This is a genomic window from Providencia sp. JGM181, from assembly GCF_018257375.1.
In the GTDB taxonomy this organism is placed as follows: domain Bacteria; phylum Pseudomonadota; class Gammaproteobacteria; order Enterobacterales; family Enterobacteriaceae; genus Providencia; species Providencia lanzhouensis.
Window position 1 is genome coordinate 1 of the sequence record NZ_JAERJY010000190.1, and the last position, 5,199, is coordinate 5,199.

The following is a 5,199-nucleotide window of genomic DNA, read 5'->3' on the forward strand; positions in this document are numbered from 1 at the left end:
AGCTATTCGGCTATATAGAAAATAGCGAGTTTTTAGCTTACACTAGGTTTCTAGGACATCATAATAATAGCGAAGAAAAGTACTGGTAAGGTAAATATATGTTTTTAAAAAATAAATTTTATGTCGCGTCTTTGCTTGCGGTAAGCACGGCTTTACTTTCTGGCTGTGTCACTGGTCCAAATGCGCAAAAGACGGCATTAGCTGATTCTCAAACCACCACAGCAGCAACGAATAATTCACAGCAAAATAGTAAGGCTGATGATTCTTACCCTGAATCTCAGAACGTTTTAAATAATGCTTTAGATCGTTCACCAAATGCTGTTGAACAGCAGGGGGTTGCGCCACTAAATACTTGTATTAAAGAACTCAGTTCACTGAAAACGCTATCACCAGAAAGTTACAATCGTCTGGTAGGATCATTTAAAGAAGTGAGTGAAATTAATCAGCTATACAAACAAATCGAAGCAACTGCTAGCCCAGATACCATTGAGCTATTGCAAATGGCTATTGAATCTAAAACAAAAGTTCTTTGTGCTAAGGTGCGTTACAACGCAGTGCTATCAACGGAATCAACTTTGCAGAAAATTAATGGATTATGAGACTTAACCTAAGGCTTTGTGTCTCTCTGGCACTTTTTTCGACTTGTTTTTCAACAGCTTCCTACGCGGAGCGTTTTAACAATGTCATCGATGACTTTGATACTTACCTTCAATCTGAAAATGAAGGTCAAAAACCGAAGCCTCGACCTGTCGAAGTACCACTGAGTGTTAAATCACAAGCCCAAGGTTATGATGTCTTATCCTCTCTTTCGCCAGTTCCTGTTCCTAAAGAAAATCGTCAAGTTACGACGGGTAAAGCAAGGAACACTAAAGAGAAAAAGGTGGCTCAGCGATCATCGAATACGGTGACGTCATCTCAATCTCAAAGTGCAAAAGCATCGGCATCAACGCCTGTTGAGCCTAAAACACCAGTTCAAGTAACAGAACCTGCTCAAGTAGCAGACACAGAAATAAAGCCTGTTCTCGACGTCTGTTCGTTGCCATCTGAGTCTCAATCTTACCAGCCTGCATCTTCCTATTTGCTACAAGGTAATCAATGGAATCCTAAGTATTTGGCGAAGGATTTTGCCAAATACCAAGTCATTATTGATCCTCTTGGCTTATATTCTTCGAATTTCACGAAGAAAGCAGGGACTGATAACTCAGTCAATTTGGCTCAGTTGGCAAAACTCATTGAGCAGCAGCAATTAAAAAATCTGTATCGCTTTGGTGTTGCTCAAGGTGTTGGTGAGCTGATTTCGTACAATAGGCTGTTAACGGATGGTCAGTTAGTCACTAAGCTGACTAACTACAATAAAGATATTGCTGAATTAAATCGCATCATTACTGAAAAGCAAACTACGATAGCTAAACTCAGTGATGATATTGCAGCAAGTAAGTTGCAAATTGAGCAATTACAAAGTGTTGTAAAATCTGTTGATAATAAAGCTGTTATCGATGGGCTGAACAATGAATTAACCAAATCGCAGAAAGTGATTGCTGAAAAGCAAGCTAATTTGGATAACCTTACCAAACAAAATAGCCAGTCATTAGACACTATCAAACAGTTGGAAAAACAGCTGAGTGATGGTGTGATTGAAGCGACAAATGCGAAAAAACAACTTGCCGACAAAGACAAGCAAGTCACGGATGCTCATCAGCGCATTGAGCAATTAACCGCCGAGATTGCAAAACTACAATCTGACGCGAAGCAGCAATTGCAGTCATCCGGCAATACGGATGAGCAGTTGAAATCGGTGAGTGCCAACTTAGTACAGCAAAAAGCCTTACTGAAACAGCGTGAAGATGAGCTAAAGCAGGCTCAAGCGCAAAAAAATGATGTCCAATTAGCACTGAAACAACAGCAAGATGCGGTTAAGCAGCTTGAACAACAGAATCAGCAACTGACCGCGCAAATGAAGCAGCAGTTGGCTGACAAAGACAAGCAAGTCACGGATGCTCATCAGCGCATTGAGCAATTAACCGCCGAGATTGCAAAACTACAATCTGACGCGAAGCAGCAATTGCAGTCATCCGGCAATACGGATGAGCAGTTGAAATCGGTGAGTGCCAACTTAGTACAGCAAGAAGCCTTACTGAAACAGCGTGAAGATGAGCTAAAGCAGGCTCAAGCGCAAAAAAATGATGTCCAATTAGCACTGAAACAACAGCAAGATGCGGTTAAGCAGCTTGAACAACAGAATCAGCAACTGACCGCGCAAATGAAGCAGCAGTTGGCTGACAAAGACAAGCAAGTCACGGATGCTCATCAGCGCATCGAGCAATTAACCTCCGAGATTGCCAAATTGCAATCTGACGCGAAGCAGCAATTACAGTCATCCGGCAATACGGATGAACAGCTGAAGTCTGTGAGTGCCAACTTAGTACAGCAAGAAGCCTTACTGAAACAGCGTGAAGATGAGCTAAAGCAGGCTCAAGCGCAAAAAAATGATGTCCAATTAGCACTGAAGCAACAGCAAGATGCGACTAAGCAGCTTGAACAACAGAATCAGCAACTGACAGATAAAGTAAAACAAAAATCTGCGGTAGAAACTGAATTAGCCACCTCTAAGCAGCAGTTAGCTAAGGTTAGTACAGACTTGCAAAACGTGAAGCAAGAGCTGGAAAATAAAGCTGCGTTGATGGCTCAGGCTAGCGACAAACAAGTTAAAGCTTTATCTGAGCAAAACCAGAAGCTCTTGACTCAACTTGCTGAAAAATCACAGCAGAACGATAAAGCTCAAGCGACATTAGTTGAGCAAACCGCTAAGTTAGTGCAAAAAAATGCACTGGATGTTGAGTTAGCAGAAGCGAAGAAACAACAGGTTACTCAGCAAAATGCCCATGAAAAAATAGCTAAGCAACTGGCAGATAGTCAAAATCAGTACGCACAGTTACAAGCGCAGCTAACATCGAATGAGCAAAGTTATGCGGATGCGAAAAAACAGTTAGCACAAGCAAATACTGAAGTGCAAAAACTGCGTGCTGAATTAGAAAAACAGACTGAACTTGCAGGCAAAGATACTGACCTACAAGTCAAAGAATTAACTGCGGAATTGAATAAGCAAATTAGCTTACTCAAAGGCCGAGAAGAAGCTTTAACCAAGTTAGATCAAGAGAATAAAGGCATTCAAGATTCGTTAAAAGCGCAACTGTCTGATAAACAGCAGCTAGAATCTCAAAATACGCTGTTGATGTCACAAGCTAAAGAAAAAGAAGCATTGATTGCTAGGCTTGAAAGTGACATTGCTAATCGCAACAAACAGCAAGCAGACATCGAGCAAAAGCTGCTAGATGCGAACAAACAATTGAATGCGTTGAAGTTAGATGCTGAAAAATTTAATGTCGAGAATCTCTCGAAAAAAGATCAGGAATTGCTTCAACTTAAGAAACTGCTCGATGAAAAAACAGCGGCAGATAACAAATCTAAGCTGGAGCTTGCTAGTGTTCAAGATAGTTTGAAGAAAGCAAAAGATGAGCTGGCATCCTTGAAATCATTTTCAACAGATGAGGGGCTGAAAGCGCAAATTAGGGATCTTAATCAGCGCGTGACTCAGTTACGTGAAGAGAATGATGCATTAAGAGCGAGCAAAAAGTCACCTACAGGTAAAACGCCGACCATTATCCAAATTCCATCTGCGGATAATACGACTATTGCCAACGAGAATGAAAAGCGGAACCAAAAGATCCTGCAGGATATAAAACAGCAGAAATACAGTAAGTTAGATAATTACACTTACTATAAGGTTTTACAAAAAGGTACGCCAATTACAAATGTGAAAGACAAAAAAATCACATTGATCATGCGAGAGCAACTTACCGATGGTAAGGTGACCGTTATGCATACAGAAAAAAATCCAATGGTGTTACCTTATGATCAGCTTCCACCACCAATGAACTCGTTCGTAGAGAAAGTGGGTGTAGGCGGAATGGTCAAAATTTATATTGAGCCTGAAGGTGGCTATGGTCCAGAAGGTATTCCTGGAGAAGTACCGCCAAATTCAATGTCAATTATTGATTTGAAAGTGATTCAAGCGAACTGATTAATAAGGTTCTAAATCGAAATAAGAGGGCTTACTTAAATAGTAGGCTCTTTTTTTATTTCCAACCATATGATTTATTGCGGGGTTGCCTTTCTGTCAGTGTAGCTAAGACATTAATCCTATACTGACAGGGCATATAACGTGAGGAAGGGACTAGGCGGCTTTACGCGACCTACTGGGGGTATAACCAAAGCGCCTATGATAGCTTTGAGTAAAGTAAGACTGACTTGAAAAGCCGGCTTCCATAGAAACTTCTACAATACTCATCGAAGTATTTATCAATAATTGATGTGCATACATGATGCGCTTCTCGCTGATCCAAGAACGTGGTGATGTCGCATAAACAGTATGAAATAGCTCTTTGAATGTTGTTAAGCCCATGCCAAACGTTCTGGCAAACTCATTTAACTTCCACTCTTTTAAATAATTGTTTTCCATGAAGGTCTGCAAACGCTCAGCTTGACGATTACTAAGCTGGCGTAAATTGGACAACAGGGTTGCACCTTGTTCACTATAAGATAATAACAAGAGTAGCTCATTAATCCTTAATTTAAGGATCATTTCAGGATATTGAGTTTGAATAAATGATTCTAAGCTATTTTTTAACTCATTAATTAATGGGCTTGTTGTAAACTTGATGATGTCATTAGCGACATTGTCAGCTCGCTCAATCTCACTTAATTGTGATCCGTAATGAGACAAATACTCACGTAAAAACTTATCATCCAATGAGATCCATAAGAATTCACCATCTAGTGTATTGTTCTCTGTTTTAAACGAGTATGACCCCTGTTTATGGTAGAGAATATCACCTTCATGTAGGCTCTCATTTGCGGCTGGAGTTTCCAGCAATATTGACCCTTTTTCTATGATGATAAGACCTTTGGAGGTTAAATCGAGTATCGCATGTGGGTTACTTTTATCTATGCGTACTTTTTTTATCACCTGATGACTTAATTGACTGTTCATGGTAGCACCTTTATTAAAATTAGCTCTTTAAGTAATAGTCGAAATCAAATATCAATTTTTTAGTTTCTATTGATATAAAAAATCACTATAACCTTGATGATTGAAATTATATGAGCTGTTTTTTTATATGTCATATCGTAAATTAAAGT

The 5,199-nt window shown here is 39.8% G+C and carries 3 protein-coding genes; 2 read left to right on the top strand and 1 reads right to left on the bottom strand.

All coding sequences use genetic code 11. The features are described 5' to 3' along the window. Positions 1-98 precede the first annotated feature (98 nt). Together JK188_RS16245 and JK188_RS17795 are read left to right on the top strand one after the other, a co-directional pair. Complete coding sequence (locus tag JK188_RS16245) at positions 99-599, top strand: hypothetical protein (RefSeq protein WP_108478264.1); 501 nt, start codon at positions 99-101, stop codon at positions 597-599. Then, on the top strand, positions 596-4,081 hold the full coding sequence (locus JK188_RS17795; RefSeq protein ID WP_249216035.1) for an FKBP-type peptidyl-prolyl cis-trans isomerase: 3,486 nt from the start codon (positions 596-598) through the stop codon (positions 4,079-4,081). The genes JK188_RS16245 and JK188_RS17795 overlap by 4 nt, the downstream gene beginning before the upstream one ends. A gap of 153 nt (positions 4,082-4,234) precedes the next feature. Here the strand turns inward: JK188_RS17795 and JK188_RS16255 are convergent, their stop codons facing one another. Beyond that, a complete protein-coding gene (locus tag JK188_RS16255) occupies positions 4,235-5,050 on the bottom strand; it encodes a helix-turn-helix transcriptional regulator (protein ID WP_249215513.1) in 816 nt (271 codons plus the stop codon). Positions 5,051-5,199 lie beyond the last annotated feature (149 nt).